A 22,509-nucleotide genomic window follows, 5' to 3' on the forward strand; every position below is an offset into this window, starting at 1 on the left:
TGACCGGTTGGCCTACCAGGCCAGCCGGGATCGCACGTGCTCGATCATGTAATACGGATCGCTCTTCAGTTTGCGTTCGGCCTCGTTCAGCTCGATCTGCTGCTTCCGCATCGTGACGAAAGGCTGTGCCGCCTCGCTGGGCTTTGCCAGCGCAACCGCCTTGACCAGGTTATGGATCGTATCCAGCCACGGCAGGAGCATCTGGGTGCCTGCCAGCTGCCGCGTCTGCTTCATGCCACGCAAACGCGCCTCGAAATCCGCATACTCCGACCGTATCAGATCACGGGCATGGCCGCGGTCTGCCTCCGCCCCGAGCTTCTTGAGCAATATCCTGAGCCGGGCCGCATAGAGCCCGGTATCGGCCTCGGCACGAAAGGCGAGGATTTCCTCCCAGGGCGTCGACCGCGACGGCAGCGGCAGCTGATCGAAGATGACGCGCGTCGCCGTTGCCCGGACCGGCAACAGCTCTTCCAGGCTCGCGTCATCGAGCACCGGGAGCCGGTCGAGATGGACTTCTTCGCCAAAGCCCCGGTCCACGAGGCGTGCCGTGACGATCGGTGTCAACGTCGCGCCGGGTTCACGCCTGCTCGCCATGGCGACATGCAGACGGGCCATGCCGTTGCCCGCGATCTCGCCGATACGCTTCTTGTCCTTCAGGCTGCTGAACACGGTGGCGGAGAGATGCGTCTGGATTGCCGCGGCAAATTTATAGCCGGCGTCCCCCTGCTTGAAATCGTCGATCCCGCCGAATGGACAGACCTCGATGATGCCCCGCTCGCAAAGATATTCGAAGTCGGGACCAAGTACCTCGGGCAGTGTCTGGGGCAGTACGTCCACGTCCAGAATAGTGATCCGGTCGTAAAAGGCGGCCGCCACCTTCAGGTCGACCCGGCCGAGAATCACGGCAGCTGCGCTGGTTACTCCCGAATGCTGAAATGGATTCGCGCCAACGCTTCCGTCTGACATCTCACCCTCGCGAAGTTTGGATAGACAGCTGCAATAGTTTCTGACTGATTAATGAGCGATCGGCAAATCGGCCGAATTGACGGGAGGCTTCATTGATCTGGCCATTCGTTCAAATGGCGAGAAAATCGCCCGACGGCGGACGGATGACTTTTCGTGACAAGGCTGCGATCGAGCAGCTCCGACGAATGGTTCTGCCTGTCGCCGATGAGCCGCTCTGGCCCAGCGCGGCGCCAATGGACCAGCGCGCCATGCAGGAGATTCTCGTACGCGGTGCGCGGCTGCAACCGCCCGGCAGCCCGGAACGCGCCGAACTCTGCTGCCTGTTCATCGAGACGGCTCGCTTCCAACCCCTTGCCGAGCAAGCCTCCCGGGACCTGGAAGCCATGTTCACGCCCGGCAACAGCCCCGGCACCGGCGACCTCCGATACGCCGCGGCAAGGTTGCAGCAGGCAGAGCGACAGGTCGCGACCGGGCGGGAAACCCTGCGTCAGCGCCTCGTCTCGCTTGGTCTCGTCAAACGAGCCGGTGAAGGACAGAAAATACCGCGCGGCTGAGAGCGAACTGCGCCGCCGCGGCGATGGCGGCGCTAAAGCCGCCGTGCCGCCGCATACAGCGTGATCGCCGCGGCGTTCGACACGTTCAGGCTCTCCATTTTCGAGCTGATCGGTAGCTTCGCCAGTTCGTCGCAATGTTCGGCGGTGTTGTGGCGCAAGCCTTCGCCCTCGGCGCCGAAGACCAGGGCGGGGCGGGTGTCGGACAGCGCATCGTCGATGTTGCGGGTCGCGGCGCCGTCGAGACCGATGCGCCAATAGCCGGCGTCGCCGATCTCGCCCAGCGCGCGCGCCAGGTTGACGACGCGAACCCAGGGCACCAGCTCCAGCGCGCCCGAGGCGGCACGCGCTAGCGATCCCGACTCGGTCGGCGAATTGCGGTCCTGCGTGACCAGTGCCACCGCGCCGAACGCGGCGGCGGAGCGCAGGATGGCGCCGACGTTGTGCGGATCGGTGACCTGGTCGAGCACGACCAGCGGACGCTTGCCGAAATCATCGCCGAGGAAATCGCCGAGATAGCGGCTGTCGAGCGGCTCGACCTCCAGCACCATGCCCTGGTGCGGCGCGTCGGCCGGAACCAGCCGCCCCAGGTCCGAATCATCGCCGAACTGGACGTTGAAGCCCTTGGGCAGGTCGTATTCCGCCTCCAGCTGCTTCATCGCCGAATGGGTGATGTGGAGCTTGCGGTGAACCCGCTCCGGATTCGACAGCGCGGCGATTACCGCGTGGCGGCCGTACAGGCGTGGCCACGGACTGCGTTGCGCCTGTGCGTTGCGTGGATGTGGTCTGCGTCCCATGCGCTGCCCCTTAGTCGGTCCGGGCGCGCTGCACTAGGCCGGGCATCGACCGGCTTTCAATCGCTCCGCTCCGCACTAGGCGTTGACACACCGCCGCTGGTTCGCCACTAACCCGCCTCCGCGTGCAGGCTTGCCGGTGCGCGGGACGCTCCGTGGAGGGGTGGCCGAGCGGTCAATGGCAGCAGACTGTAAATCTGCCGGGTTCGCCCTACGTTGGTTCAAATCCAACCCCCTCCACCACGTTCCCCAACAGCTTCATCAGGTCGTAGCGGTAGCGTAACAACCTGATAGCATTAACGTTTTTATGATATAGCCCTGCCATCACCGTTAGGATTGCAGGCTTCGAACAGTCCCGCAAACATTTGCGGAGGCTATGATTCCAATGGCAAAGACCGCTTCCGCATCGTGGCTCGCACCCGGTGCACTTCGCTTGTTGCTGGCGGTCGCCGTATTCGTTTCCCACGTCTCCTACTTCAACATCGGTCGCCCTGCGGTCGTCGTCTTTTTCATGCTCAGCGGCTTCTGGGTAACCCGGTTATACGAGACGCGACCGTCGCCGTCGGTGATCGCGTTCCTGCTGGACCGGTTCATGCGGGTCTGGCCCCTGATGGCGATCGTCGCCACCGCCGTTGCCGTTGCCTGTTACGAACTGGACCTGCCGGCTCGGGGCAGCCTCGCCTCGACGCTGGGTCTGCTCGGCCTCGGGACCCGTCACGGTGACGTGATCGGGGTAATCTGGTCGCTCGATATCGAGATGCAGTTCTACATCTGCATCGCGGGTGTACTGGCGGTGGTGCGGTCCGTACCCGCACCGTACCGCCTCCAACTGGGCCTGGCTGCGCTGGCGATCGTGACGCTGGCCGGCACCTGGTTGCTGGGTCAGGGTATTTTCACGGTAATGGCATGGGCGCCGTCGTTCGCGGTCGGATCGATGATCTGGCTGTACCGCTGGTCACCATCCAGGCGACTGGCCCTGGTGTCGCTGGTGGCGTTCGTGCTGCTCGCCGCGCTGGTCTTCGCGATCCCGCAATCGCGGCCGTTGTTCGTCAAGCCGATCGATATCTGGTGGAGCGACACGGTCTTCGTCGGCTTGACCCTGGTGCTGGCGCCGTTCGTCGCCTGGAACGTCAATCAGCCGTCGTCGGCAATGGACCGGATGCTGGGCGATCTGTCCTACCCGCTGTACCTCGTCCAGGGTCCGATCATCTATTTCTGCATGACGTTCGTGACGACGGGAGCGCTGGGCAAGGCGGTCGCGCTGCTCGTGACGATCGTCGTCACATTGGCGCTTTACAGCTTCGTCGACCGCCCGTTGGAACGCGCCCGCCGACGCCTGCGGTCACCGGCGATGGATCGCCGGCACAGCCTGGCATAGGCGGGCGCACAATCGTCCCTATTGCGGCAGGGCGAAGCTGTAGACGGTGTTGCCGGCCGAGATTGCGACGTACTGGCGACCATCGATGGCATAGGACATCGGCGAGGCGCTCATCCGGCCACCGGTGTTGAAATGCCACAATGGCTTGCCGTTGTCGGTGTCGAGGGCGAGCAGATTGCCCTCCGGGGAGGCAGCGAACACCACGCCGCCGCGGGTCGCCAGCACGCCGGTCGACAGCGACTGCTGGATCAGCTCGAACTTCCACAGTTCCTTGCCCGTCGTCGCATCGAGCGCCTTGATGCCCTGGACCGGGACGGAGACCGGCGGCGGTGGCGTGGCGCGGCGACCGGCGACGAAGGTCTTGCCCTTCTGGAACGCCGGGGCCTCCGAGGCGATCGCGCCCTCGCTGTCGATGAAGGCCACGTAGAAGCGGTCGTGGACCTTGTCGTAGCTCGGCGCCTGGAAGTTGGTCGCGGCGACGCCCGGGAAGGCTGCGCTGCCGGCCTCGTTGGCGATGGACGCCGGACGGACCTTTGGCCGCCCCGCTGCATCGAAGCCGTCGTTCCAGGTCTGGCGGACGAACGGCACGCCGCTGATGAAGCGGCCGTTGGTGCGATCGAGGGTGTAGTAGAAGCCGTTGCGATCGGCATGGACCAGCAGCTTGCGGTCCTTGCCGTCGATCTTGCGGTCGACCAGCACCATCGCTTCTTCAGAATCCCAGTCGTGGCTGTCGTTCGGCGTGAACTGGTAGTGCCAGCGCAGCTTGCCGGTCTCCAGGTCGAGCGCCACGACGCTGTCCGAGTAAAGATTGTCACCGGCGCGGACGGCGACGTTGAAGCTCGGAGCGGGGTTGCCGATGCCGTAATACAGCAGCTTCAGCGACGGATCGTAGGAGCCGGTGAGCCAGACGCCGGCGCCGCCGCGCTGCCAGGTGTCGCCCGGCCACGTCTCGTTGCCGGGCTCGCCAGGGCCGGGGACGGTGTTGAAGCGCCACAGATGCTTGCCGGTCGCCGCGTCGAAGGAGTCGAGGAAGGCGCGCAGCCCGTACTCGCCGCCGCCGACGCCGACCATCACCTTGCCGGCCACCGCCAGCGGGGCGCCGGTGATCGTGAAGCCTTCCAGCGTGTTGGCAATGCGCTGCTCCCACAATTGCCGTCCGGTGCGGGCGTCGAGGGCGATGAGCAGATTGTCGAGGGTGCCGACGAAGACCCGGCCGTCCATCACCGCGACGCCGCGGTTGCTGGGGTTGATCTGGTAGGGATTGACGACGTCCTGCTTGCGGACGAAGCGCCAGATGCGCAGCCCGGTCCGGGCATCGATCGCCTGGACCTCGCCGGGCGAGCCGGCGACGTACATGATGCCGTCGACGACCAGCGGGGTCGCCTGCAGCGCCGACTGGCCGGGCAAGGCGGCCGCCCATTGGGCCTGCAGGCCGCCGACATTGGCCTTGGTGACCTGCTTCAGCTCCGAGAAGTGATGGCTGTTGTAGCTGCCCCAATAGGTCAGCCAGTTCTGCGGCTCGGCCGCGCTGGCGACCAGTCGTGCCGGACTGGGTGGCCCGGCCTTGCTGAGCTTGATGGCGCCCGAGACGTCACGCGCCTTTTGGGCCGACAGATAGGCCACGACATCGGCCTGCTCGGTCGTCGACAGCAGCTGGCTGAGGTCGGTCGGGGGCGGTGCCACGGGAGCCGGGGTGACGCTGCGGACGGTCTTGCGGTCGACCGAGACGGTGGCGCCCTGGACGTCGCGCAGCACCATGTTGAAGCTGTCCTCTGCGGTGACGTAACCGCGGACGGTGCCGCCGCTGTTCAGCGCGATATCGACCCAGCGACCGGTCGGCCGGCCACGGCGTGGCGGGTGGAGCATGCCGGCGGCGATCGCGTCCGGGGAGCCCGCGCCGACGGCGGACAGGTCGGGGCCGAGGTCGCTGCCCTGGCCGTTGACTTCGTGGCAGGCGGAGCATTTGGCCTTGCCGAAGAACAGCGTGCGGCCGTTGGCGGCGTTGCCCGCGGCGGCGGTCGTGGTCGCGGCGCCACCACCGCTGCCGCCGCCGGGCGCCAAGGTGCGCAGGTAGCTGACGACCCGCCAGATATCGTCCTGGGGCAGGGCGGCGAACGACGGCATGCCGCTGCCCTTGATGCCGTCGTGGATGGTCGCGAACAGCTGCGCGTCCTCGCCTCCGCGCGAGAATGTGCCGGTGTTCAGTGCCGGGCCGCGCCCGCCGGTACCGCCGGCGCTGTGGCAGACCGCGCAGGCACTGTCGAAGACCGCCTTGCCGGCCGCAGCGGCACCGGGCACCTTGGCCTGGGGATTGACCACCGTGTCGGACGGCTGGGTCTGGCCGGCGACCGCGCAAAGCAGCCCCGCTGCGAGCACGAGCGGCAAGCGCAGCCGCTGACCGTTGCCGAATGCTGCAAGCCGAACCATGTGATTCCCCGGATTAGCCGCATTCGCGGCATTGTGTTGCCCGCTATCTCGCACATTCGGACGCGTTGCACCAATATGATATACAGCTACTCCGCGCTGGGTGAGATCTCGTGCAGCCCTGCGGCGAAACGCCTGCCGTTGGCGACATAGGAGGCCGCCGACAGCCGGAGCCCGGCGATCTCGGCGTCGGTCAGCGGGCGCGCCAGCTTGGCCGGGGCGCCGACGATCAGCGAGCCTGGCGGGAACACCTTGCCCTCGGTCACCAGGGCGTTCGCCCCGACCAGGCTGTTCTCGCCGATCACGGCGCGGTTGAGGATGGTCGCGCCCATGCCGACCAGGCTGTTCGCGCCGATCGTCGCGCCGTGGATGATCGCGTGATGGCCGATGGTGCAGCCCGCGCCGATCGAGGTCGGCGTACCGGGGTCGGCGTGCACCATCGCGCCGTCCTGGACGTTGCAGCCGTCGCCGAGCTCGATCAGGTCGTTGTCGGCGCGCACCACGGTGCCGAACCACAGCGACACGTCGAGCCCGATGCGGACCCGCCCCATCACCTCGGCGCTGGGTGCCAGCCACGCGCGGCTGCGGTCGGCGAACTCAGGCGCGACACCGTCGAGCGAATAGATCGGCACAGGCGAAAACTCCCAGGGCTATGGTCCAGCCGCTGGCTATAGCGGGCGGCGCCGGAGTTCGTCGCGGATTTCGGCGAGCAGCGTCTCGGTCGGCGTTACCGTCGGCGCGGCGGCGGTGATGGCGAACGCCCGGTTGGCCGCACGGACCAGCATGAATATGACGAAGGCGACGATCAGGAAGTTGATCAGCGCAGTGACGAATTCGCCGTAGCCGATCAGCGCGACGCCGGCCTTCTTCAGTGCCGCGTAATCGTTGAGCGAACCCGTATAGCCCGCCGGCACTTCGCCCAACCGCACGAAATAGCTGGAGAAGTCGAGGCCACCGGTAATCAGCCCGATCACCGGCATGATGATGTCGTCGGTCAGTGCGGTGACGATCCGCGAGAATGCTGCGCCGATGATGACGGCGACCGCAAGGTCGAGGACGTTGCCGCGCGCGATGAATGCCTTGAACTCTGCAAACACGTTCATCTCCCTTTTGCGTGCTCGCGCACTATTCAGCCGAAACGCCGCGATCGTGCAACGACGGATTAATTTTCAAAACCCCTGTTGCGCACGCGTAATACACTTATCTTACGACTGTCTGGCCGGACATTCCGGCTGTCGTCGAGGGAGACCTGAATTGTCCGTCCGTACTTTCGCCCGCATCGCGTTGCCGCTGGCTGCCGTCGCGAGCCTGTCGGGCTGCGGCGTCAACACCATCCCGACCAAGGAGGAAGTCGCCAAGGCCCGTTGGGCCGATGTCGAGAGCAGCTATCAGCGCCGCGCCGACCTGATCCCCAACCTCGTCGCCACCGTGAAGGGCTATGCGGCGCAGGAGAAGAGCGTGCTGGTCGAGGTCACCAACGCCCGCGCCCGCGCCACCTCGGTCACCGTCGACCCGACCAAGCTCAGCGATCCGTCCGCCGTCGCCAATTTCGAACAGGCGCAGGGCGCACTGTCGAGCTCGCTCGGCCGCCTGCTGGTCAGCGTCGAGAAGTATCCCGACCTCAAGTCCAACGAGCAGTTCCTCAACCTGCAGTCGCAGATTGAGGGCACCGAGAACCGCATCAACGTCTCGCGCCGCGACTATAACGAGGCGGTGCGCGACTATAACACCACGATCCGCACCTTCCCGGCGGTGATCGGCGCCAAGGTCATCTACGGTTCGAAGCCGTTGCAGCCGTTCAAGGCGACCAGCGCCGGAGCGCAGAACGCACCGACGGTGGCATTCTAGGATGAACCCGACGCGGTCGTTCGCGACCAGCACATCCCGGCCGCACGCGAACCCCGATCGTCACCCCGGGGTGACGATCGGGGACGTGCGCGCCTTGCTGCTCGCCTTGCTCGTGCTGCTGCTCGGGCAGGCCGGCATGGCCCAGGCCGCGCCGACCTTTCCGCCGCTGGCCGGGCGCGTCACCGACGCCGCCAATGTCCTGCCGCCGGCAACCGTCGCCGAGCTGACGGCCAAGCTGGAGGCGCTGGAGACGGCGACCGGTACGCAGTTGGTCGTCGCCACCGTGCCGTCGCTGCAGGACAACGACATCTCCGACTATGGCTACCAGCTCGGCCGGGCGTGGGGCATCGGGCAAAAGGGCACCAACAACGGCGTCCTGCTGCTCGTCGCGCCGACTGAGCGCAAGGTCCGCATCGAGGCCGGCTATGGCATGGAGGGCCGTCTCACCGACGCGCTCAGCGAGACCATCATCCGGCGTAACATCCTTCCCGCCTTCAAGGCGGGCGACCTGCCCGGCGGCATCGTCGCCGGTACCGACGCGCTGATCGCCCAGCTCCAGCTGGCGCCCGGCGAGGCTCGTGCCAATGTCGCGGCGGCCGAGGCGCAGCCGCGCGCCAAGCGTCACAGCGGCGGCGGTGCCGGCGGCTTCGTATGGCTGGCGATCGTGCTGATCTGGCTGGCCTTCTCGATGTTCCGCGGTCGTCGCGGCCGCAGCAGTTCCGGCCTCGGCAATGCCATCCTGTGGGGCGTCGCCAGCAGCGTCCTGAACAGCGGCAGCCGCGGCAGCTCGTGGGGCGGTGGCGGTGGCGACGACTGGGGCGGAGGCGGTGGTGGCGGTGGCGGCTTCTCCGGCGGCGGCGGTTCGTTCGGTGGCGGCGGCGCGTCGGGTAGCTGGTAATGAGCTTCACCGACGCCGACCGCACCGCCATTGCCGGCGCTATCGCAGCGGCGGAGCTGCACACCTCAGGCGAGATCGTCTGCATCGTCAACGAGGGGCGGCACCGCTACACCGCGACCGGGCTGACGGTCGCCACGCTGCTGGCGTTCGCGCTGCCGCTGGCGGCGGTGATGCTCGGTTTCGATTTCGCCCAGCTGATGCCGTGGCGCGACTGGAGCGCCGGCGACCTGGCCACCGACCTCGCCCGCGCCATCGAGGCCTATGCGGTGGTCCAGGTCCTGATCTTCGTCATCGTCGCGGCGCTGACGGTGTGGACCGGTTTGGGCGCCGCACTGACGCCACGGGCGATCAAGCGCGACCGCGTCCATGCCGAGGCGATGTCGCAGTTCCGCTCAAGGGGCATCGGCCGCACCCGGGCGCGCACCGGCGTGCTGATCTACGTCGCCATGCCGGACCATATCGCCGAGGTCGTCGCCGACGAGGGCATCTATGCCAAGGTCGCGCCCGAACATTGGGGTGCGACCATCGCCGCGTTGATTTCGGGCCTCAAGGCGGGCGAACCCGGGCGCGGTTTCGTCGCTGCCGTCGAACTCGCCGGCAGCGTCCTGGCGGAGCACTTTCCGCCCGAACTATCCGACAATCCCAACGAGTTGCCGGATCGCCTGATAGAGCTCTGACGTCGCACCCGGAACTCGAATCGGCGACGGTTGGTTTCCTTGCCATGAACAGCGGTGGGCAAACCGCGTCTGGCGAGGACCTGAAATGTTGACTCCGATCGAAACTGCCCGCGCCCCGGCGCGGGCTGCAGAAATACGTCGCCTCGATGACTGGCGCGCCAGCGGGTTCCAGCAGCGCCTGTCGCGCTTCAACCGCGAGCGGCTGGCGACAGCCATTCCGGAGGGCGATTGGGAAGCCGTGCTCGACGACGAGACGGCGATGCGCAAGCTCGAAGGGCGTTGGATCGATGCCGAGCGCGGCGTCGTCGCCGGTCGTGCGGCGTTGGCACCGACCGATCCTCAGGCTTTCATCGGCTGGTTCGAGGACCTGCTGGCAAGCGGTCCGGGGCAGGGTGATCCGCTGTTTCCATGGCTGGCGGAGCACGCCACGCTCGACGAGATGCGCTGGTTCCTGCAGCAGGAAGTTGCCGGCGAGGCCGGGTTCGACGACCTTGTCGCGCTGACCCAGGTCAAGCTGCCCGACCGCGCCAAGATGGAGCTGGCGCGCAACTATTGGGACGAGATGGGCCGCGGCAACATGGCCGGGATGCACGGCCCGATGCTCAACGCTCTCGCCGAGCGCCTTGACGTCCGTGCCGAGATCGAGACGACGGTGCCCGAGAGCTTGGCGCTGGCCAACACCATGGTCGCCTTTGCGACGGCACGACGGACGGTCTGGCATTCGGTCGGCGCCCTCGGCGTGATCGAGTTGACGGCACCGGCACGTTCCGCCGCGGTCGCCGCTGGTCTCCGCCGGCTGGGCTACAGCGACAAGGATCGCCGCTATTTCGACCTGCATGCGGTCCTCGACGTCAAGCACAGCGCGGCGTGGAATGCCGAGGCATTGATCCCGATCGTCACTGAGTTTCCCGAGGTCGCACGCTATCTGGCCGAGGGTGCGCTGATGCGCCTCGAATGCGGCGCACGGTGCTTTGCCCGGTACCGTTCCGAGCTGTGGGAGCGCAAGCGCGCCGCCGCCTGACCTGACGCCTGCCCTCGGTCGCGAGGGCAGGCAAATGCAGCCTTCCATTTCGCAGGCGACCTCCGCTAGATACACCGGTGTGCGAGCGGGTGGGGCGGTCCTTGCGGTTTCTTATTGCCCTTGCGCTGGCGACGTTGGCGGTGCCCGCGAATGCCGTGCCGATCCCCGCCAGCGCGCTGTTCCAGAACTTGGTCTCGCCGACGCTGGTCTATAGGTGGCGCGTCGCCCCCGAGGCCGCGTTGGAGCCTGCCTTGCTGCGCAGCCTGCGCACCGCCGCCGCCGCCGAACGGGCGAAGGCGTTGAAGGCCGCGACCACCGACGCCGCCGCCGCCAAGAAGGGGGGCTATGGTTTCAGTCGCTACCGCCTCGTCACCGACTGGCGGCTGGCGGCCGATACACCCCGGCTGTTGGCGCTGATCGGCACGACCTCGACCTTCAGCGGCGGCGCGCACGGTAACGTCACCTATGACGTGCGACTGTGGGACAAGACCGTCCACCGTCCGGTCAAGTTGCTGGCGCTGTTCGGTAACTGGGCCAAGGCCCGCAAGAATATCGAGGCCGATTATTGCAAGGCGCTGGCCGTCGAACAGGCCCGTCGGCGGCATGGCACGACCCCGGCGGGTGGCTTCGACACCTGTCCGCGACTGTCCGACCAGGCGATGACGCCGGTCGGCGATGCGGGCGACGCCGCGCCGTCGGTCACCGTGCTGCTGCCGCCCTACGCCGCCGGTCCGTACAGCGAAGGTGCCTATGAAATCACGCTGCCCTGGCCCGACGCGATCAAGTCGCTGGTGCTGCCGGCGTGGCGTACGACATTTTTCCCAAGCGACTGACGCCGCTACACCCTATATCGGACGACAATGACCGAGACCCTGTACAACACGCGCATCCTGCGCCTCGCCGCATCGGTGCCGCACGCCCGGCTCGACACCCCGCACGCCAGCGTCATGCGCGTCTCGCCGGTCTGCGGCAGCCGGGTGACGGTCGACGTCGACCTCGATGACGATGGCCGCGTCAGTCGCTTCGGGCAGGAGGTTCGCGCCTGCGCGCTGGGCCAGGCCTCGGCGGCGCTGCTCGGCGAACATATCGTCGGACGCTCGGCCGGTGAGCTGGCGCAGGCCCGCGACGGGCTGGCGGCGTTCATGAAGGGCGAGGCGGAAGCTGCGCCCGCCGACTGGCCTGGCCTCGACGTGTTCGCGCCGGCGCGGCCGCACAAGGCACGCCACGCCTCGATCCTGCTGGCCTTCGACGCCGCCGCCGCCGCCGCCGACCAAGCCGGCCGACGGTGATCACCCACGACACCGGCGTACTGGGCGAGGCGGTCGCCTATCTGTTTGCCGTTGTCGTGCTGGTGCCGCTGTTCACGCGCCTCGGGCTCGGCGCCGTCATCGGCTATCTCGCCGCGGGCATCCTGATCGGTCCGTCGGCGCTCGGGCTCGTCCGCGATCCGGCCTCGGCCAGCCAGTTGGCGGAATATGGCATCGTCATGCTGCTGTTCGTCATCGGACTGGAGCTTAAACCCTCCCGACTCTGGCAACTCAGGCGTGATATTTTCGGGCTTGGCGCGGCGCAGGTGCTGGCTTGCGGCGCGGCGCTGACCGGCGTGCTGTTGTTGCTGACCGGGCTGACATGGCAGGCGGCGCTCGTCGTCGGGCTGCCGCTCGGCCTCAGCTCGACCGCGCTGGTCATGCAGGTGCTCGCCGAGAAGGACATCACCAACACGCCGTTCGGCACCCGCAGTTTCTCGATGCTGCTGTTCCAGGACCTGGCGATCGTGCCGCTGCTGACCGTCGTCGCGGCGCTGTCCCGCGCTCCCGATCCCCACGCCATCCCGGGCTGGCAGCAGGCGCTGCTTACCGTCGCGGCGCTGTCGATCCTGGTCATTGCCGGGCGCTACCTGCTCAATCCGGTGTTCCGCCTGATCGGCCAGCTGAAGGTCCGCGAGGCCTTTGCCGCCGCCGCCCTGCTGACCGTGCTGGGCAGCGCCGCGCTGATGGAAAGCCTCGGCCTGTCGATGGCCCTCGGCGCCTTCGTCGCCGGCGTCATGCTGGCGGAATCGCCCTACCGCCATGCCCTCGAGGCCGACATCGAGCCGTTCCGGGGGCTGTTGCTCGGGCTGTTCTTCGTCTCGGTCGGCATGACCCTCGACCTGACGGTGCTGCGCGACCAGATCGGCATGGTGTTGCTGCTGGTGGTGGCGCTGATGACGACCAAGACGTTGGTTATCGGGGTGCTGGCGCGGATGTTCGACACCGGCTGGATGCGCGCCTTCCAGATGGGCCTGCTGCTCGCCCAGGGCGGCGAATTCGGCTTCGTGCTGTTCGCCTCCGCCGAGCGCGGCTTGCTGATCGACCATTCCGCCGCCCAGCTGTTCGGCGCGGTGGTGACGTGCTCGATGGTGCTGACGCCGTTCCTCGTCCGCCTCGCCAGCCGCTTCAACCCCCGCGAGATCGTTCGCACCGACCTCGACGGTCCGGAAACCGTGGTACACCGCGATGCCTCCGCCCGCGTGCTGCTGGTCGGCGGCGGCCGCGTCGGCCAGGGCGTCGCCCAGATGCTCCTGGCCCGCGGCGTCGAAGTCGTAGCGATCGACAACGACCCGGAACTCATTGATGTCAGCCGGCTTTTCGGCAACCGCGTTTATTTTGGCGACGGCCGCCGCGTCGACATCCTCCGCGCCGCCGGAGCCGAGGGGGCCCAAGCCCTGGTCCTCGCCGTCGACGGCAAATGGAGTCCCGCTCAGGTCATCGACCCGATCCGCGCCGCCTTCCCCCATCTCAAGATCATCGCTCGCGCTTATGATCGTATTCATCTGCTCGAACTGCTCCGCGCCGACGTCGACGCCGCCGGTCGCGAAATGTTCGACGGCTCCATCGCCCTCGGCCGAATGACACTCGAAGTCCTCGGCACCGAGCCCGAGACCATCTCCGCAATCGAAGCCGAATTCCGACGCCGCGACGCCGAACGGCTCGAACTCCAATTGTGCAGCGGCGACCAACTTTCCGGCGCCGAACGCCTTTTCCGCCCCGGTGTCAGCTTCGTACCCGATGCCCTGGGGGAAATCCCATTTTCCGGCGTAGTCGACGAAGACGAACGTGTTTCCGCCTGATGGGCTTGGGATCTACGACAACTCATAGCGTCCTCTCGGCACAACAACCCAGAGCGGTACTCGATGTCCGTAACGGCCTAGCCGAATAATTGACCTTGAGGCGCTATCGGCGGTTCGCGACCACCCCCACCGCGGCGTTCGATCTCATATTGCGCCGAATAGCGAACATCTTCATCACGATCACGGGCCCAGCTCAACAGAATGGCGTCATTGAGTTCGCGCCAGGCTTTACCACGATCCGGTCCGGCCACGACACGCGGTAGCAGACCGGGCATTTCGCTCCATTCGAGCAGCTGCGCGACGCTTACCACGGCCAGCATGTCGCGGAGGTGGTGAGCGGTGACATAGGCATCGGGCAGGGCGCGGTGCACGGGCAGGCCAAGGTCGCGGTCCATCCCGACCGGCTTGCGCCAATAGCGTAGGACCTGGTTCGAGAAAGACGGGCTGTCGGGCCATAGCCGCAGCGCGCACTTCCAGGTGCAGATCCAGCGAGCGCCACCGGAAAGGGCCGGGGTGCAGAAACGTTGCTCGAAGCTGGCACGGTGGGCGGCGAGTGCGACTACATCGGCGCGGAGCACGGTCGGCGCGATGTCGGACCAGCGCGGTGCGCCGACTACGTCCTCGTCGATAATGTGGTGGACGGCCTGGGTGACGGCGGGGATCGGGCGGCCCGGGTCGACCAGAGAAGATCCGCGGGAGTCGGTGACTTGCCAGCGGCCGTCCTCGCCCTGGGTGACGTCCTGCCAGCCGATTTCGCAGACGGCGTGGGCGGGAGGGCGGGAGCCGGTGGTTTCAAGGTCGACGACGCGGACGGTGACAGAATTCATATGATGAATATGGGACAGGGCGACGCACTTCCCAAGTCTGGAGGGAGGGGCGATAGCGTCGCAATGCTTGGCCCCACTCCGATTTCCAACACGCGCTGGCTGCCGGCGCTTGCGGCGTTGAATGGGGCGCTGGCGATCGCGTTTGGAGCGTTCGCGGCGCATGGCATTCATGATCCGCAGGCGCGGGAATGGATCAGGACCGCGGTCGAGTTCCAGTTGCCGCATGCGGTGGCGGTGTTCGCGTTGCTGGGGTGGCGCAATAGCAAGAGAGTAAGGGGCGCGGGTTGGGCGCTGGGGCTGGGCAGCCTGTGCTTTGCGCTGTCGCTGGACGGGTTGGCGCTGGGTTTGCCGCGGGCGGTGGCGGCGTTGGCGCCGGTCGGGGGTGCGTTGATGATCTGCGGTTGGTTGGCGGTTGGCGTGCTGGCAATCAGGACAAAATAATTACCGAATAGTGTCGGCGGTCTTTACACAATTGTAACATTATCGGCGGGCGAACGGGACAAGCTGCTGGAATCATTGGGCTGGCGCCCATGGCATGGAACTTGCTTTGGAACGGTTGCGTATCAACCGGGGTGTTCCATGAAGTTTCTCTTAAGCGCCGTCGCTGCTGTGATCGTCGCTGGTCCGGCTTTTGCTGCCAGCAATCTCGTCGTCAACGGCGGCTTCGAAGCGGCGCCTTCGCCGGCCAATGGCTACATCCTGTATGCCGGTGGCGACACGTTCCCGGGCTGGACGGCTACCGGACACGACGTCGGCACCATCGACGGCGGCTATAGCGAGGGTGGCCTGGTGTTCAACGCGAACAGCGGCAACAACGCGATCGACCTGACCGGCGCGGGCAACACCGGTGCGGCCGACGGCATCGTCCAGACGATCGCGACGATTGCCGGCAAGCGCTACACACTGACCTTCTTCGTCGGCAACGCATCGCCGACCGGCGGTAACGCGAGCTCGTATTTGTCGCCGAGCACGCTCAACCTGTCGATCAACTCCGGCGCGATCAGCAGCTATACCAACAGCGACGACACGGCGTTCGGCATCAACTGGAAGTCGTTCAGCACGACCTTCACGGCGACCGGCCCGACGACGCTGGCGTTCAGCAACGGCACGGTCTCGACCGATAATTACCTCGGCCTCGACGATGTCTCGGCGACCGCGGTTCCCGAGCCGACGACCTGGGCGATGATGATCGGCGGCATTGCCATGGTCGGTTTCGCCGCCCGTCGCCGTCGCCAGACCGCAGTCGCCGCCTAGACCATACACGCGCCGCCGGTCGCCCGACCGGCGGCGCCCTACCTGACCGCGACGAAGAACAGGCGCGGGAAGGGCAGCAGCACCGAGCCGTCGGGCAATGCCGGATAGGCGCGCGTCACCGCCGCCAGATAATCGTCGAGAAATGCTGCCCGCTCCGCCTCGTCGAGCGGCAGCAGGAACGGCCCGAGCGCACTGCCCTTGAACCATTCGACGATCGCCGAGGCACCCGCCAGCCGGTGGAAATAGGTCGTCCGCCACAGGTCCACCGCGACGCCGAGCCCGTCGAGCGTGCGGTAATAGAAGTCCGCCGGATGCCGGTTCGCCCAGTCGTCCGCCGCCCCGGCCAGCCGCTCGGCCCAGCGCGGTTGCGCCGCAACCTCCTGCATCGACTGGTGGCTCGGCTCCCCGAGATTGTCCGGGACCTGCACCGCGAGACTGCCGCCCGCAGCGAGCCGCGAGACCAGCGCCGGCAGCAGCGCCGCGTGATCCGGCAGCCATTGCAGCGCCGCGTTGGCAAGGATCAGGTCGTACGCATCGCCACCGCGCCACCCGGCGATATCGGCGACCGCAAAGCGTACCCCCGGCAGGCGCTGCCGTGCCGCCTCGATCATCGCCGGCGAACTGTCTAGCCCACGCACCTCCGCGTCCGGAAAGCGCGCCGCCAGTAATTCGGTCGAGTTGCCCGGTCCGCAGCCCAGGTCGACCGCAACCCGCACCGGGTCGGTACGAACCTGCGCCAACAGGTCGAGGACGGGGCGGTTACGCTCCGTCTCGAACCGCGAATATTGCTTTGCCGACCAGTCCACTAGTTGCGGAAGCCCGGGTCCATGCGGTCGAGCTTGCGCAGCAGCGCCGGCCACGCCAGCCGATCGGCGACGATGCCCAGCCCCATCTTGCCCTGCTCGCTAGCCTTCTCCGGCGTGCCCTGCGGCGGGTTGTACAGGCCGTCGAGCCCGGCGCTCAGCGCCTTGACCTGTGCATCGCAGGCCCGCTCCAGATAATAGATCTTGATGAAGCACTGCGCGACGCTCGACCCCAGCGCCAGCGTGCCGTGGTTGCGCAGGATCATCGCATCCTTGGTGCCGAGATCCTCGACCAGCCGGTCGCGCTCCTCGAGGTCGGTCGCGACGCCCTCATACTCGTGATAGGCGACCTCGTTGCGGATCAGCATCGCGGTCTGCGTCAGCGGCATCAGCCCGGCCGCCTGCGCCGAAACCGCCTGACCGCTGCTCGTGTGGAGGTGCATCACCGCATGCGCGTCGTCGCGCGCCATGTGGATGGCGGAGTGGATGATGAACCCGGCGGAGTTGGTGACATAGGGCGTCGGCATCACCGGCTTGCCCTCGACGTCGATCTTGACGAGGCTGGAGGCGGTGATCTCGTCGAACATGAGGTTGTACGGGTTGATCAGGAAGTGATGCTCGGGCCCCGGCACGCGCGCCGACAAATGCGTGAAGATCAGGTCGTCCCACCCGTAATAGGCGACCAGCCGGTAGGCGGCGGCGAGGTCGACGCGGATCGCCCACTCCTCGGCGCTGACGCTATCCTTGACGTTGTCGACCGGTTTCAAGACGCTGGCCATGACGATCCTTCCCAATAATTAGGCCTATTTTGCGCGCTCGGCAGTGGTTTGGGAAGCGCCGCGCTGCATCCGGCAACGGTCCGAGCAATAGAGGACATTGTCCCAGTCGCGCTCCCATTTCTTGCGCCACGCGAACGGGCGGCCGCAGGTCAGGCAGGGCTTGGACGGCAGGTCGGACTTGGCTCGCATCTTCGGCATGGGAGGGTAACACCTGGGGCTGAGCCTAAGAGCCCCCACCCCGGCCCTCCCCACTCTACGCTTCGCGTGGGGGGAGGGGGAAGAAAGCGGCTCTGCCTTACTGCTGCCTCCCCCCACGGTGAGCACTTGCGATCCGAGAGTGGGGAGGGTCGGGGTAGGGGCGCCCTTCGGCGTCCTCTGAAGCGCGGCGCTCAGACCGCGCCGGTGCCGCCGTTGGCGCCGAAGACGCTGCCGTCGGTGTAGCTCAGCTCGCCCGAGGCCAGCATGACGTACAGCGGCGCGAGTTCGGCGGGCTGGCCGGCGCGGCCGAGCGGCGTCTCCTGCCCGAACTTGTTCATCTCGCCCGGCAATTGCCCGCCGGCGACCTGCAGCGGCGTCCAGATCGGCCCTGGCGCGACGGCGTTGACGCGGATGCCGCGCTTCGCCAGCTGCTTGGCCAGGCCCTTGGTGAAGATCGCGATGCCGCCCTTGGTGGTGGCGTAATCGAGGATTTCCTTCTCCGGCGTGAAGGAGTTGACCGAGGCGGTGTTGATGATCGCGGCACCTGGCTTCATCAGCGGGATGGCGGTCTTGGTGATGTAGAACATCGCGTAGAGGTTGGTCTTCATCGTGCGGTCGAACTGTTCGAAGCTGATCTCGTCGATCGACTCCTTCGACTGCTGGTAGGCGGCGTTGTTGACCAGGATGTCGAGACCGCCGAGTTCGCGGTGGGCGCGGCCGGGCAGGTCGACGCAGAAGCGCTGCTCGGTCAGGTCGCCGGGGATCAGCACGATCTTGTGACCCTCGCCGCGGAGCAGGCGGGCGACGTCCTGCGCGTCGGGCTCCTCGGTCGGGAAATAGTTGATCGCGACATCGGCGCCCTCGCGCGCAAAGGCGATGACCGCGGCGCGGCCGATGCCGGAATCGCCGCCGGTAACCAGCGCCTTGCGGCCCGCGAGCCGTCCGGAACCGCGATAGCTCGCCTCGCCGCAGTCCGGCACCGGCGTCATGTTGCGCTGCAGGGCCGGCCACTTCTGGCGCTGTTCCGGAAAGGGCTCCTTCTGGTACTTGGTCTGCGGATCGCTGGTCGGCACCGGGGTGCCCGGGCCGCCGCGCTGGCCACCGGCCTGCGCAAAAGCCGGCGCAGCGGCGGCGGCGACGCCTGTCACGGCAACGGTTTTCAAAAGTCCACGGCGGCTGGTCTGGTCGGTCATCTCGGCACTCCCGAAGGGTTCGGGGGCTGAAGCGCCTGATCCAGTTCAAAGGTTCTGCGCGAAACGCCGCAGTTGCAGGCGGTCGGCCGGCGACGCCTTGCTGTCCGTCGCGGCTGCTGCGTTCAGCGCGTCGCGAACGCGTCGAGGAAGGCCTCGACCTCGGCAAGATCGACGGCCTTGGCGACGAAGGCCCGGCCGATGCCGCGGGTCAGGATGAAGCTGAGCTTGCCGCCGCTCATCTTCTTGTCCTGCCGCATGTGCGCGATCAGCGTCGCGGCGGGGCCGCGGTAGTCGGGGGTGACCGGCAGGCCGACGGCGGACAGATGGGCGCGGACGCGGGCGACGTCGGCGGGGCTGCACAGGCCCTGTTCGGCGGAGAAGGCGAAGGCCTGCATCATGCCGATGGCGACGGCCTCGCCGTGGAGCAGCCGGTCGGAGTAGCCGGCCTCGGCCTCCAGCGCATGGCCGAAGGTGTGGCCGAGATTGAGCAGCGCGCGGCGGTCGCCGGTCTCGCGCTCGTCGGCGGCGACGGTGGCGGCCTTGGAGCGGCAGCAGACGGCGATCGCCTGCGCCAGCGCAGCGCGGTCGCGGGCCAGCAGGGCGGCGGCGTTGGCCTCGCACCAGTCGAAGAAGGCCGGGTCGTCGATCAGCCCGTATTTCACCACCTCGGCATAGCCGGCGCGCAGCTCGCGGTCGGACAGCGTGTCGAGCAGTTCCGGGTCGATCAGCACCAGCACCGGCTGGTGAAAGGCGCCGATCAGGTTCTTGCCCGCCGCTGCGTTGATCGCGGTCTTGCCGCCGACCGAGCTGTCGACCTGCGCCAGCAACGTCGTCGGGATCTGTATGAAGCGGCAGCCGCGGCGCAGGATGGCGCAGGCGAAACCGGTCAGGTCGCCGATCACGCCGCCGCCGAGCGCGACCACCGCATCGCCGCGCTCGACACCCAGGTCGAGCAGCCGCTCGGTGACCTCCTCGAGTGTCCGCCAGTTCTTGCTCGCCTCGCCGGCGGGCAGGATGATCGGCTCCAGCGTCAGCCCGGCGGCGGCGAAGCTGGCGGCCAGGCGATCGAGATACAGCGGCGCGACATTGGTGTCGGTGATCACCGCGACGCTGCGGTTGCCGGTCAGCGGCGCGACCAGTTCGCCGGCGCGGTCGATGATCCCGGCGTCGACATGGATCGGATAGCTGCGGTCGGCCAGCGCCACCTCGATCGTGATTGCGGACGTGCTCATGTCTCGGTTCCGTGCTGCTTCAGCGCCGCCAGGATCGCCGCGACGGTGATGTCGTGCGGCGACGGCTTCGACGAAATGTGGATATGCGCCTCGGCATAGAGCGGGTTGCGCACCGCGGCGAGCGCCGTCAGCACTTCGAACGGGTCGCGACCCTTCAGCAGCGGGCGGGTCTCGCGCCGGGCGACGCGATCGACGAGGGTCTGGATGTCGGCGTCGAGCCAGACCGCGACGGCGCGCGCCAGGATCAGCGCGCGGGTGTCGGCGTTGACGAAGGCGCCGCCGCCGGTGGCGATGACCTTGGGCGGCCCGTCGATCAGGCGGGCGATGACCCGGCGCTCGCCGTCGCGGAAATGGGCCTCGCCGTATTTCTCGAAGATCTCGGTGACGCTGAGCCCGCTGGCCTGCTCGATCTCGGTGTCGGCGTCGACGAACGGCAGGCCGAGCCGGGTGCTGAGCCGCCGGCCGATAGTCGACTTGCCGGCGCCCATCAGCCCGACCAGGACGATGGTGCGCGACGCCTTGGGCGAGGCACGGCGCGGTTCGGCACCAGTGGCCGGGCGGCTTTCGAGGTTTTTGGCATCGCGCTGCATCGCGCCGGTCGCTATACACCGGTCCGGGCGAGCGCCAAGAGTGGTCGCGTGTGAAACGACCGATGGATAGGATGCCGATGCGCCGTACTGGCTTGTGGATTTTCGTTGCGATCGTGCTGATCGTCGTCGTCGGCATGATCTATCTCGCGACTGCCGACGTCCCGGCACCGGTCACGCATGTCGAAAAGGTCCTGCCGAATGCGCCCAGCGCGCCCTAGGCTTTCGTATCTGGCGGCGCTGGCGGGCGTCGCGGCACTGGTTGCCTGGCCGGTCATCGGCCAGCAGGGCGAGGCGCCGCGCTCGCTGCTGCCCGATACCTTCGGTCCGGCCCCCGCGCCCGACGTCGTCGCGCCGCCGCCACCGATGCCGCGCCCCGCCGCGCCGGTCGAGGAGCCGGTGGTGCCGCCCGCCGCCGGGGCTCCGGCAGCCACGGCCGAGGTCGTCGATCCGTTCAAGCTGCCCCCCGCGACGGGTGCGGCGATCGGCGTCGCGGGTCCGCTGACGCCGGCGATGGGCGGCTATGGGCTGGCGGCGTTCTCGGGCTCCAGCGGCGTGTTCCTCGCCGGGCTGATGCAGCGCGTGCAGACGCCGCTGGCCTCGCGCTGGGCGCATATCGTGCTGCGCCGCGCGCTGCTGACGCAGAGCGATACGCCGTCGGGCATCGCGGCAGGCGACTGGATCGCCCGTCGCGCCGCGCTGCTGCTGCGCATGGGCGAGGCGGACGGCGCGGTGATGATGGTCGATGCCGTCGCGGTCGATCGCTACACGCCGCTGCTGTACCGGGTCGCGGGGCAGGCGCATTTGGCGACCGCCGACATTGCCGGGCTGTGCCCGCTGGCGGCGAACGGCGGTGCGGTGTCGCCGGACCCGCTGTGGCGGCTGGCCGAGGCGATGTGCGGGGGCATGTCGGGCGACGATTTGACCGCGGCCTCGACCTTCGACCGGCTGCGCGGCGCCGACAGTGTCGACCAGTTCGACCTGCAACTGGCGGAGCGCATCTCCAAGCTGTCGGGCGGCACCGGGCGCGCCTCGAACATCGAATGGGAGACCGCGCCGCCGCTGACGCCGTACCGGTTCGGGCTGGCGGTAGCGGCCGGGGTGCGGGTGCCCGACGATCGGTTGGCCGGACTTGGCGCGGCGCAAAGCGGCTGGGTGCTGCGCGCGCCCGGCGTCAGCGACGCGGCCCGGCTGGCGGCGCTGTGGCCCGCCGCGGCGCTCGGCATCGCGTCGGCGCAGGAGATGGTCTCGACGATCAGCGCCGCGACCGCCGGGCTGGAGGGCGACGCGCTGGCCACCTCGCCGGGGGGATCGCTGCGCAACGCCTATGTCGCGACCTCGCTCGACAACCGCTTCGACGCGCTGCGGACTATCCTGAACGCCGCGGGCGACACGCCGCGCCGCCGCTATGCCGCGCTGGTCGAGACCGCGATGCCCGCCGCGCGCCTGCCGGTAAGCGCGGCGCATGCCGGTGACGCACCCGATATCGTCGCCGCGCTGATGAGTGCCGGCATGACCAATGAGGCGCTGCGCTGGTGGCGCGTCGTCGAGGACGGCGATGCCGGCGTTCGGGGTCGGGTCTGGGCGCAGCTCGCGGCGACCGGTGCTGTGCCGGTGACGACCTCGCTGTTCGCCGACTGGCGCAAGTCGGGCGCCACCGACCACCGCGCCCGCCTGCTGCTCGCCAGCCTCGACGGCCTGGGGCGGACCCGTGCCGGCGACTGGAGCGGCGTGCGTGAGGACCTCAAGCTGGCCGCGGTGTCGAACAGCTGGACCCGCGCCATCGCCGCAGCGGCTGCGGGCGGCCGCACCGGCGAGGTCGCGGTGCTGGCCGCGACCGGCCTGCAGTGCGACTGGACCGCCGTGCCGCCGGCGCACCTCGGCCAGATCGTCGCCGCCTATGCGCGCGTCGGGCGCGAGCACGAGGCAGCGCTGATCGCCGCCGAAGCCGCGATCCGGGGGTGAGCGAG

General features: G+C 67.9%; 25 protein-coding genes and 1 tRNA gene. 14 read left to right on the forward strand and 12 right to left on the reverse strand.

The annotated features are described in order from the left end of the window. Nucleotides 1-12: 12 nt before the first annotated feature. Nucleotides 13-903 carry a hypothetical protein gene (locus tag ACOFKW_RS07050; protein ID WP_419816613.1) on the reverse strand — a complete coding sequence of 297 codons (891 nt, stop codon included), beginning with the start codon at nt 901-903 and terminating at the stop codon, nt 13-15. A gap of 155 nt (nt 904-1,058) precedes the next feature. On the opposite strand from ACOFKW_RS07050, the gene ACOFKW_RS07055 reads away from it, so the two are divergent. Continuing rightward, entirely contained in the window at nt 1,059-1,520 is a 462-nt protein-coding gene (locus ACOFKW_RS07055) for a hypothetical protein (RefSeq protein WP_419816614.1), read from the forward strand. A gap of 32 nt (nt 1,521-1,552) precedes the next feature. Here ACOFKW_RS07055 and rlmB read toward each other — a convergent pair whose 3' ends face one another. Continuing rightward, on the reverse strand, nt 1,553-2,314 hold the full coding sequence (rlmB, locus tag ACOFKW_RS07060) for a 23S rRNA (guanosine(2251)-2'-O)-methyltransferase RlmB (RefSeq protein ID WP_419816615.1): 762 nt from the start codon (nt 2,312-2,314) through the stop codon (nt 1,553-1,555). Nucleotides 2,315-2,468: 154 nt separating this feature from the next. Between rlmB and ACOFKW_RS07065 the strand changes: the two genes are divergently transcribed. Both ACOFKW_RS07065 and ACOFKW_RS07070 read left to right on the forward strand, forming a co-directional pair. Further along, nucleotides 2,469-2,554 (forward strand) — tRNA-Tyr (locus tag ACOFKW_RS07065). A 142-nt stretch (nt 2,555-2,696) separates the two neighbouring features. After that, nucleotides 2,697-3,689, forward strand: coding sequence for an acyltransferase family protein (locus ACOFKW_RS07070; RefSeq protein WP_419816616.1), 993 nt, complete (start codon nt 2,697-2,699; stop codon nt 3,687-3,689). Between the two features lie 18 nt (nt 3,690-3,707). Here ACOFKW_RS07070 and ACOFKW_RS07075 read toward each other — a convergent pair whose 3' ends face one another. The 3 genes from ACOFKW_RS07075 to mscL form a co-directional block, all read right to left on the reverse strand. Then, complete coding sequence (locus tag ACOFKW_RS07075) at nt 3,708-6,116, reverse strand: PQQ-dependent dehydrogenase, methanol/ethanol family (RefSeq protein ID WP_419816617.1); 2,409 nt, start codon at nt 6,114-6,116, stop codon at nt 3,708-3,710. Nucleotides 6,117-6,202: 86 nt separating this feature from the next. Beyond that, on the reverse strand, nt 6,203-6,745 hold the full coding sequence (locus tag ACOFKW_RS07080) for a gamma carbonic anhydrase family protein (protein WP_419816618.1): 543 nt from the start codon (nt 6,743-6,745) through the stop codon (nt 6,203-6,205). 36 nt (nt 6,746-6,781) lie between these two features. After that, entirely contained in the window at nt 6,782-7,210 is a 429-nt protein-coding gene (gene mscL, locus ACOFKW_RS07085) for a large conductance mechanosensitive channel protein MscL (protein ID WP_419816896.1), read from the reverse strand. 157 nt (nt 7,211-7,367) lie between these two features. Between mscL and ACOFKW_RS07090 the strand changes: the two genes are divergently transcribed. The 7 genes from ACOFKW_RS07090 to ACOFKW_RS07120 all read left to right on the forward strand — a co-directional run bounded on the left by ACOFKW_RS07090 (nt 7,368) and on the right by ACOFKW_RS07120 (nt 13,666). Then, entirely contained in the window at nt 7,368-7,961 is a 594-nt protein-coding gene (locus tag ACOFKW_RS07090) for a LemA family protein (RefSeq protein ID WP_419816619.1), read from the forward strand. A gap of 136 nt (nt 7,962-8,097) precedes the next feature. Continuing rightward, nucleotides 8,098-8,859, forward strand: coding sequence for a TPM domain-containing protein (locus tag ACOFKW_RS07095; RefSeq protein ID WP_419816897.1), 762 nt, complete (start codon nt 8,098-8,100; stop codon nt 8,857-8,859). Further along, nucleotides 8,859-9,536: a TPM domain-containing protein gene (locus tag ACOFKW_RS07100; protein WP_419816620.1), complete on the forward strand. Its 678-nt coding sequence runs from the start codon at nt 8,859-8,861 to the stop codon at nt 9,534-9,536. The genes ACOFKW_RS07095 and ACOFKW_RS07100 overlap by 1 nt, the downstream gene beginning before the upstream one ends. An 85-nt stretch (nt 9,537-9,621) precedes the next feature. Then, nucleotides 9,622-10,557, forward strand: coding sequence for an iron-containing redox enzyme family protein (locus ACOFKW_RS07105; RefSeq protein WP_419816621.1), 936 nt, complete (start codon nt 9,622-9,624; stop codon nt 10,555-10,557). 101 nt (nt 10,558-10,658) lie between these two features. After that, on the forward strand, nt 10,659-11,390 hold the full coding sequence (locus ACOFKW_RS07110) for a PdaC/SigV domain-containing protein (protein WP_419816622.1): 732 nt from the start codon (nt 10,659-10,661) through the stop codon (nt 11,388-11,390). A 27-nt stretch (nt 11,391-11,417) separates the two neighbouring features. After that, complete coding sequence (locus ACOFKW_RS07115) at nt 11,418-11,846, forward strand: iron-sulfur cluster assembly scaffold protein (RefSeq protein ID WP_419816623.1); 429 nt, start codon at nt 11,418-11,420, stop codon at nt 11,844-11,846. Next, nucleotides 11,843-13,666 (forward strand): monovalent cation:proton antiporter-2 (CPA2) family protein, encoded by a 1,824-nt coding sequence (locus ACOFKW_RS07120; RefSeq protein WP_419816624.1) that lies wholly within the window; start codon nt 11,843-11,845, stop codon nt 13,664-13,666. The genes ACOFKW_RS07115 and ACOFKW_RS07120 overlap by 4 nt, the downstream gene beginning before the upstream one ends. 77 nt (nt 13,667-13,743) lie before the next feature. Here ACOFKW_RS07120 and ACOFKW_RS07125 read toward each other — a convergent pair whose 3' ends face one another. Continuing rightward, on the reverse strand, nt 13,744-14,493 hold the full coding sequence (locus ACOFKW_RS07125) for an exonuclease domain-containing protein (protein ID WP_419816625.1): 750 nt from the start codon (nt 14,491-14,493) through the stop codon (nt 13,744-13,746). A 63-nt stretch (nt 14,494-14,556) separates the two neighbouring features. On the opposite strand from ACOFKW_RS07125, the gene ACOFKW_RS07130 reads away from it, so the two are divergent. Next, the gene (locus ACOFKW_RS07130) at nt 14,557-14,934 is read left to right on the forward strand and encodes a DUF423 domain-containing protein (protein ID WP_419816626.1); all 378 of its coding nucleotides are present in this window, start codon (nt 14,557-14,559) and stop codon (nt 14,932-14,934) included. A 138-nt stretch (nt 14,935-15,072) separates the two neighbouring features. Then, the gene (locus ACOFKW_RS07135; RefSeq protein WP_419816627.1) at nt 15,073-15,747 is read left to right on the forward strand and encodes an FxDxF family PEP-CTERM protein; all 675 of its coding nucleotides are present in this window, start codon (nt 15,073-15,075) and stop codon (nt 15,745-15,747) included. A 38-nt stretch (nt 15,748-15,785) separates the two neighbouring features. On the opposite strand, the gene tam is transcribed toward ACOFKW_RS07135, so the two are convergent. The 6 genes from tam to ACOFKW_RS07165 all read right to left on the reverse strand — a co-directional run bounded on the left by tam (nt 15,786) and on the right by ACOFKW_RS07165 (nt 20,542). Beyond that, on the reverse strand, nt 15,786-16,553 hold the full coding sequence (tam, locus tag ACOFKW_RS07140; RefSeq protein ID WP_419816628.1) for a trans-aconitate 2-methyltransferase: 768 nt from the start codon (nt 16,551-16,553) through the stop codon (nt 15,786-15,788). After that, nucleotides 16,553-17,329, reverse strand: a complete 777-nt coding sequence (locus ACOFKW_RS07145) for a class II aldolase/adducin family protein (protein WP_419816629.1) — start codon at nt 17,327-17,329, stop codon at nt 16,553-16,555. The genes tam and ACOFKW_RS07145 overlap by 1 nt, the downstream gene beginning before the upstream one ends. 24 nt (nt 17,330-17,353) lie before the next feature. Further along, nucleotides 17,354-17,527 carry a DUF2256 domain-containing protein gene (locus ACOFKW_RS07150; protein WP_419816630.1) on the reverse strand — a complete coding sequence of 58 codons (174 nt, stop codon included), beginning with the start codon at nt 17,525-17,527 and terminating at the stop codon, nt 17,354-17,356. A gap of 191 nt (nt 17,528-17,718) precedes the next feature. Continuing rightward, the gene (locus ACOFKW_RS07155) at nt 17,719-18,720 is read right to left on the reverse strand and encodes an SDR family oxidoreductase (RefSeq protein ID WP_419816631.1); all 1,002 of its coding nucleotides are present in this window, start codon (nt 18,718-18,720) and stop codon (nt 17,719-17,721) included. Between the two features lie 122 nt (nt 18,721-18,842). Next, nucleotides 18,843-19,952, reverse strand: coding sequence for a 3-dehydroquinate synthase (gene aroB / locus ACOFKW_RS07160; RefSeq protein WP_419816632.1), 1,110 nt, complete (start codon nt 19,950-19,952; stop codon nt 18,843-18,845). Continuing rightward, a complete protein-coding gene (locus ACOFKW_RS07165) occupies nt 19,949-20,542 on the reverse strand; it encodes a shikimate kinase (RefSeq protein ID WP_419816633.1) in 594 nt (197 codons plus the stop codon). Before ACOFKW_RS07165 ends, aroB begins: the two co-directional genes overlap by 4 nt. A gap of 77 nt (nt 20,543-20,619) precedes the next feature. Here ACOFKW_RS07165 and ACOFKW_RS07170 point away from each other — a divergent pair, with 77 nt between their 5' ends. Further along, on the forward strand, nt 20,620-20,760 hold the full coding sequence (locus tag ACOFKW_RS07170; protein WP_419816634.1) for a hypothetical protein: 141 nt from the start codon (nt 20,620-20,622) through the stop codon (nt 20,758-20,760). Further along, nucleotides 20,741-22,504, forward strand: coding sequence for a hypothetical protein (locus tag ACOFKW_RS07175; RefSeq protein WP_419816635.1), 1,764 nt, complete (start codon nt 20,741-20,743; stop codon nt 22,502-22,504). Before ACOFKW_RS07170 ends, ACOFKW_RS07175 begins: the two co-directional genes overlap by 20 nt. The last annotated feature ends 5 nt before the right edge of the window (nt 22,505-22,509 follow it).

It is taken from the genome of Glacieibacterium sp., from assembly GCF_965200405.1.
GTDB lineage: Bacteria > Pseudomonadota > Alphaproteobacteria > Sphingomonadales > Sphingomonadaceae > Glacieibacterium.

Bases quoted from the DNA above. Each gene is read 5' to 3' on its own strand.
- ACOFKW_RS07115 (WP_419816623.1), top strand. From the start codon at position 11,418: ATGACCGAGACCCTGTACAACACGCGCATCCTGCGCCTCGCCGCATCG.
- ACOFKW_RS07145 (WP_419816629.1), bottom strand. From the start codon at position 17,329: ATGGCCAGCGTCTTGAAACCGGTCGACAACGTCAAGGATAGCGTCAGC.
- ACOFKW_RS07135 (WP_419816627.1), top strand. From the start codon at position 15,073: ATGAAGTTTCTCTTAAGCGCCGTCGCTGCTGTGATCGTCGCTGGTCCG.
- ACOFKW_RS07070 (WP_419816616.1), top strand. From the start codon at position 2,697: ATGGCAAAGACCGCTTCCGCATCGTGGCTCGCACCCGGTGCACTTCGC.
- ACOFKW_RS07130 (WP_419816626.1), top strand. From the start codon at position 14,557: ATGCTTGGCCCCACTCCGATTTCCAACACGCGCTGGCTGCCGGCGCTT.
- ACOFKW_RS07150 (WP_419816630.1), bottom strand. From the start codon at position 17,527: ATGCCGAAGATGCGAGCCAAGTCCGACCTGCCGTCCAAGCCCTGCCTG.
- ACOFKW_RS07175 (WP_419816635.1), top strand. From the start codon at position 20,741: ATGCGCCCAGCGCGCCCTAGGCTTTCGTATCTGGCGGCGCTGGCGGGC.
- aroB (WP_419816632.1), bottom strand. From the start codon at position 19,952: ATGAGCACGTCCGCAATCACGATCGAGGTGGCGCTGGCCGACCGCAGC.
- ACOFKW_RS07125 (WP_419816625.1), bottom strand. From the start codon at position 14,493: ATGAATTCTGTCACCGTCCGCGTCGTCGACCTTGAAACCACCGGCTCC.
- ACOFKW_RS07075 (WP_419816617.1), bottom strand. From the start codon at position 6,116: ATGGTTCGGCTTGCAGCATTCGGCAACGGTCAGCGGCTGCGCTTGCCG.
- ACOFKW_RS07170 (WP_419816634.1), top strand. From the start codon at position 20,620: ATGCGCCGTACTGGCTTGTGGATTTTCGTTGCGATCGTGCTGATCGTC.
- rlmB (WP_419816615.1), bottom strand. From the start codon at position 2,314: ATGGGACGCAGACCACATCCACGCAACGCACAGGCGCAACGCAGTCCG.
- ACOFKW_RS07105 (WP_419816621.1), top strand. From the start codon at position 9,622: ATGTTGACTCCGATCGAAACTGCCCGCGCCCCGGCGCGGGCTGCAGAA.
- ACOFKW_RS07100 (WP_419816620.1), top strand. From the start codon at position 8,859: ATGAGCTTCACCGACGCCGACCGCACCGCCATTGCCGGCGCTATCGCA.
- ACOFKW_RS07095 (WP_419816897.1), top strand. From the start codon at position 8,098: ATGGCCCAGGCCGCGCCGACCTTTCCGCCGCTGGCCGGGCGCGTCACC.
- ACOFKW_RS07155 (WP_419816631.1), bottom strand. From the start codon at position 18,720: ATGACCGACCAGACCAGCCGCCGTGGACTTTTGAAAACCGTTGCCGTG.
- ACOFKW_RS07165 (WP_419816633.1), bottom strand. From the start codon at position 20,542: ATGCAGCGCGATGCCAAAAACCTCGAAAGCCGCCCGGCCACTGGTGCC.